Annotated in this window: 4 protein-coding genes; all 4 read left to right on the top strand. The window is 44.4% G+C overall.

All coding sequences use genetic code 11. The annotated features are described in order from the left end of the window. The first annotated feature begins 345 nt into the window (after positions 1–345). The 4 genes from Q0R88_RS15975 (at position 346) to Q0R88_RS15960 (ending at position 5959) form a co-directional block, all read left to right on the top strand. Positions 346–1494 carry a DUF5103 domain-containing protein gene (locus tag Q0R88_RS15975; protein WP_295717877.1) on the top strand — a complete coding sequence of 383 codons (1149 nt, stop codon included), beginning with the start codon at positions 346–348 and terminating at the stop codon, positions 1492–1494. Positions 1495–1764: 270 nt separating this feature from the next. Beyond that, positions 1765–4197, top strand: coding sequence for a beta-galactosidase GalB (gene galB / locus Q0R88_RS15970; RefSeq protein ID WP_295717875.1), 2433 nt, complete (start codon positions 1765–1767; stop codon positions 4195–4197). Positions 4198–4452: 255 nt separating this feature from the next. Further along, the gene (locus tag Q0R88_RS15965; protein ID WP_295717873.1) at positions 4453–5307 is read left to right on the top strand and encodes an AraC family transcriptional regulator; all 855 of its coding nucleotides are present in this window, start codon (positions 4453–4455) and stop codon (positions 5305–5307) included. A gap of 61 nt (positions 5308–5368) precedes the next feature. Continuing rightward, a complete protein-coding gene (locus Q0R88_RS15960; protein WP_295717870.1) occupies positions 5369–5959 on the top strand; it encodes a cysteine hydrolase family protein in 591 nt (196 codons plus the stop codon). Positions 5960–6000 lie beyond the last annotated feature (41 nt).

The following is a 6000-nucleotide window of genomic DNA, read 5'->3' as shown; positions in this document are numbered from 1 at the left end:
GCAATCCCCCATTTTACAGGGCAACCTTGCAAGGCCGCTTTGCATATTGGGGATTGCTTCGTGCCTCGCAATGACGGGCGGTGGGATGTCATGGTGAGCCCGTCGAACCATAGCGGGCAAAGGCCTCTCCGCGCGAGTCTTCGACAGGCTCAGACTGACAGGCCTTTTTGGGGCTGTGTATCATGCCAACATCACTTACCCTTTAACGTTTCGCGAAATTTTACAACTCGCAATGACGCATGGTTTTCTAAATCAATAATCCTATTCCTGCTTGTCCTTTTCTCCCTAAAATCCTTCGCCCAATCCCCATACGATAACAACATTTACAACCCCGCCATTAAAAGCGTGGAGTTTAACGGTACCGGTAAGCAGCCATTCCCAGTAATTAACCTGGGCTCAGATGAAAAGGTGTTGCTGGCATTTGATGATCTGCGTGGTGGCAGTCGTAATTACTACTATACCATTGAGCATTGCGATACCAAATGGAACTCATCCAACTTATCACCTGCCGAATACCTGCAAAGTTTCCAGGACGATCGCTTGTATAATTACAGCTATTCAACCGGTACCTTTCAAAAATATACCCATTACGAACAGCTGATCCCTAATGATAACATCGCCCCCAAAATAAGCGGTAATTATATATTGAAAGTTTATGAGGATGGCGACCAATCAAAAATGGTGCTTACCCGCCGCTTATATGTTGTTGGCAAAAAAGTTTCTATCGCTGCCAATACTATTGCATCCCCTAATACACAAACGCGGCAAACCAACCAAAAGTTAAATTTTACGGTTGATTACGGAAGTTTGCAAATTCAAAACCCAACCCGCGAGATCCGTACACTGGTTATGCAGAATGCGCGTACCTCCACCGGTATTTTAAATATCCAGCCAACCAATATCCGGGGTTCCTCATTGATCTATAATGATGTAGCCATTAATGATTTTCCCGGCCGTAATGAGTTCAGGTTGTTTGATATGCGTACGTTAAAGCTTAATTCGCAGCGTGTAGCCAAAATATATAAGGATACGGCAAACATCGTAGTATTATTGGGCGACCCCATTCGCGATAGTCCCGATTATGTTTTATATTATGATAACAACGGCAAATTCTTTATCCTGAATCAGGATGGTCGGGACCCGCGTACCGATGCAGATTACGCGCATGTGTATTTCAGTCTTGCTGCCAATAAACTGGCAGGTGAGGGTACGCCATACATTGTAGGTATGTTTAACGATTATAAACTGGACGAACATAGCAGACTTATCCGCGATGAAACTGGCAGGTACTACATCAACCTGCTGTTAAAGCAGGGAGTTTACGATTACGAATATGTTTGGGTTGATAAAAATAACAACGCCGACGATGTGCCTTTGGAAGGCAGCCATTTTGAAACCGAGAACGATTATCAGCTATTGGTATATTACCGACCGCCCGCTGCCCGCTGGGATGAGTTGGTTGGCTTTAGTATGATTAATACGGTGAAGAAGTAGCCGGAGCTAATATTGCTTACCCCAGATATATTATTTAATTCTTGTCATCCTGAGGAACGAAGGATCTATTTTACGCCATACTTCTTCGCTCTGAACTGTCTGCGAATAGATGCTTCGTACCTCAGCATGACAAAGCTTTTTGAAAGTTATTACTTCTTCAGAGTATCAGGATCTTTATTATAGGTAATAACATCGATTTATTTTCCGGCTCTATTTCTCACAATTATTTATAATTTAGTGTCGTAAATACAATTAATCCTAAATTCATTTATGATTTCTTTAAAACTCACTGCAAAGGCTGTAAAATCATACGGTCTGTTGCTTATTACGCTGTTTTTTTGTGCCGGTAGTTTTGCCCAGCAAGGTCGCCAAACTGTTGATTTTGATAAGGGCTGGCGCTTTAATTTGGGCGATGTGCCCCATGCCGAAAATCCGGCGACGAGTGATACCAAATGGCGGTCGCTTAGTCTGCCGCATGATTGGAGCGTTGAAGGTAAATTTAGCAAGGATAACCCTGCAACGCCCGAAGGTGGTGCATTACCGGGTGGCATAGGCTGGTACCGCAAAACATTTACAGTTCCCGCTTCATCAAAGGGTAAGCTGGTTTATATTGATTTTGATGGCGTTTACCAGAAGAGTGATGTTTGGGTAAACGGACACCACCTTGGTTTCAGGCCTAATGGCTATATCTCGTTCAGGTATGAGCTAACTCCTTATTTAAACTTTGGCGGTAATAACGTTATAGCAGTTAAGGTTGATAACTCTGTTCAGCCAAATTCGCGCTGGTATTCAGGTTCTGGTATTTACAGGAATGTGTGGCTGGTTACTACCAGCAAGGTTGCTATTAACCATTGGGGAACTTATGTTACCACAACAGATGTAAGTGAAGCATCGGCAAAAGTAAATTTAAAGGTGCAGGTTAAAAATGCTTCCGCATCGTCATCAGTAACAGTGAAAACTACGCTTTATGATGCTGCGGGTAAAGTGATTGCTGCAGGTGGGGCTATTCCATCAAAAGATCAATTAAAGGATACTGTATTTGAAACAGAAGCAACACTGACAGTTAAAAATCCACAATTGTGGAGCGTTGATAAGCCTTATTTATACAAAGCAGTTACGCAAGTGTTATCAGGCAAAACCGTTATTGATACATATACTACTCCTGTAGGTATCCGCTATTTCAACTTCGATGTTGACAAAGGTTTTAGCCTGAACGGTAAAGCGATGAAGATTTTAGGCGTATGTGATCACCACGATCTGGGTAGCCTTGGCGCTGCTATCAATATCCGCGCGTTGGAGCGTCAGCTGCAAATTTTAAAAGCGATGGGATGTAATGGTATCCGTACCTCGCACAACCCGCCGGCTCCGGAGTTGCTTGATCTGTGCGATAAAATGGGTTTCATTGTAATGGATGAGGCTTTTGATACCTGGGAATGGGCAAAGGCTAAATACGATTATCACCTGTTTTTTAAGGAATGGCATAAACGCGATCTGGAAGACCAGATCCTGCGCGATCGTAACCATCCCAGTGTAATGATCTGGAGCATTGGGAATGAAATAGGACAGCAGAGCGATACTTCTGCTTTAAGGATAGCGCCGCAACTTACAGCAATTGTACATAGCCTTGATAAAACCCGCCCTATTACCAGTGCCAATAATAACCCCGATAAAAATAACAAGATCATTGCATCAGGTGCTATAGATTTGGTGGGTTACAATTATCATGAGGGTGAATATGCAGGTTTTCATGACAGGTACCCCGGTAAAAAATTCATCGCTACAGAAACTACCTCGGGCTTAGAAACCCGCGGTTATTATGAAATGCCATCAGATAGCATCCGTGTATGGCCCGAGAGTTGGGATAAACCTTTTGTAAGGGAAGGCAACAACGTATCGGCCTATGATAACGTGCGACCACCATGGGGGGCAACCCACGAAATGACCTGGAAGGTGATGAAGAAATACGATTTCCTATCAGGTATGTTCATCTGGACCGGATTTGACTATTTAGGCGAACCAACCCCTTATAGCTGGCCATCGCGCAGTTCATATTTTGGTATTGTTGACCTGGCTGGTTTCCCTAAGGATGTGTACTATATGTACCAAAGCGAGTGGACAAATAAAGATGTATTGCACATTTTTCCGCATTGGAACTGGACACCCGGCAAAATGATTGATATCTGGGCCTATTACAACAATGCTGATGAGGTTGAACTTTTCCTGAATGATAAATCATTAGGCATTAAAAAGAAAACCGGCGACGACCTGCATATTATGTGGCGTGTTAAATATGAGCCGGGCACATTGAAAGCGGTATCGCGTAAGAATGGCAAAGTGGTTTTAACCCGCCTTATCCATACCGCCGGCGAACCAGCCAAAATTGAGCTATCGGCAGATCGTAAACTGATCAAAGCTGGCGGCAAAGATATGTCATTCATCACCGTGAGGATTTTGGATAAGGATGGCAATGTGGTGCCTGATGCTGATAACCTGGTTAACTTCAAGATCAACGGCGAAGCCTTTATAGCCAGCGTTGATAACGGCGACCCGGTTAGTCACGATTCATTTAAGGTATCATACCGTAAAGCGTTCCATGGCCTGGCATTGGCTATAGTACAAACAAAGGAAAAAGCAGGGAGCATTACATTTACTGCAACTTCCAAAGGCTTGCAAAACGCATCACTTGTTTTAACAAGCAAGTAAACCATTCTGTGTCCTCAGGGTCGCTCAATAGGGCCCTGAGGTTTTAAATCTCCGTCGCAATTACCACAGCCTCGTTTTTTTAATCGAAATGATTCTGCACCGTCAGTGTCGTTTTTTAAAGAGAGCATGAGGCCACAAAAAGCTTAACGCCTTGTATCGCACAACATTGCTGTTTATCATCCCTTTGTTACAATTGATTAAAAAGTAAAAAAAGATAAACGACAAAATGTAGCTTAGTATAATTAATGTTTTGCAATGATACAAATCCCTAAAGACCTCCTCGATCATCATGTCCATATCAGGTTACGTCTGTCGGACATGTATGCCATTATCATTGATAAAAAGCAACCATTCCGTTGCGACGATACCCTGCAAACCGCGCATTGCCTGGAGGTAATTTTAACAGGCGCTATTGATGTACGGTATGGCAGCCATGTGCAGCACCTGGCGGCCGGCGATGTACAATTCAGGCGGCGGGGCAATTATCAGCTGTTTCCGTCTGATGATTATACCAGTCTGCTTATTTTTATGGAGAATGAGTTTGTTGATTACTTTTTAGATAGCCATGTGCCCGAGTTCAGGCACGAAAAACAGGGTGCCGATTTGCCGCCCTTCACCTTCAAAACATCCGAATTTATACAGGCCAATATCGCCCAGGTGATGCAGCATATTTTACACCCGCAAGATTACTCGCGCTGCATCGTTAAATTCGCGGCCCACCAGGTACTGCTGCAGATCTTGTCGGGCGACCGGTCCAAAACTTTTGTATCGTTTTTAAAGGACCTGGTAAGCAACAAAAAGATTGACCTGGCTTACTTTATGGAAACCAACTTTAACCGCCAGCTATCTATACAGGACATGGCCAAGCTTACCGGACGCAGCGTGAGCGCATTTAAAAAGGAATTTACCGATAGTTTTAACACCACGCCCGTAAAATGGCAGTTAAACCGAAGGCTGGAGTATGCCGAGTACCAGTTAAAGCACTCGCACGACCCGGTTTCGCTGGTGGCTTATAGCAGCGGGTTCGAAAACATCTCGCATTTTTCAAAAGTGTATAAGCAAAGGTTTGGCGCCTCGCCTAAAAGCGCGCGGAACGAACCCGTGTTATAAAAACAAACAAATATGGCCTCACAACAAAATTACGCCCTCTCAAAAGCCGCAATTTTGAGGTATGAAAACACTCAGCAACAGCAACCCCGCCTTAATACTAATTGATATACAGCAGGGTTTTGATAACATACCCTACTGGGGCGGCGAACGCAATAACCCCGGTGCCGAAGCAAATGCCCGTAAACTGCTTGATCACTGGCGGGCAAGCAACCTGCCGCTTTTTCATATTCAGCATTGCTCGGTCAACCCCAACTCCCCGCTGGCCGAGGGTAATCCCGGCAACGCGCACAAACAAATTGTACAGCCTTTGTCTGGCGAACCGGTGATCAAAAAATCGGTAAACAGCTCTTTTATCGGTACTAACCTGCAGCAGCAGCTGGATGCCGCCGGTATTGATACAATAGTTATTGTTGGCCTTACCACCGAACATTGCGTATCAACCACCGCCAGGATGGCCGGTAATTTTGGTTACCACACCTACGTAGTTGCCGATGCCACCGCCGCCTTTGCCAAAACTGGTATCAAAGGCGAACATTACAATGCCGAAACCATCCACCTAACCGCCCTGGCCCAACTAAATAACGAGTTTGCCACCGTACTAAACACCGATGAGGTACTTAACGCTTTAAAAAAAAACGATGATTTTCTTTAGCAACTTTCTCAGGAAACTCGTGGCAGCTTATGCTCCGGTTT

Source organism: Mucilaginibacter sp., assembly GCF_025362475.1.
In the GTDB taxonomy this organism is placed as follows: domain Bacteria; phylum Bacteroidota; class Bacteroidia; order Sphingobacteriales; family Sphingobacteriaceae; genus Mucilaginibacter.
Note: the sequence above shows the minus strand (reverse complement) of the source record. Positions and strands in the feature narration are given on the sequence as shown.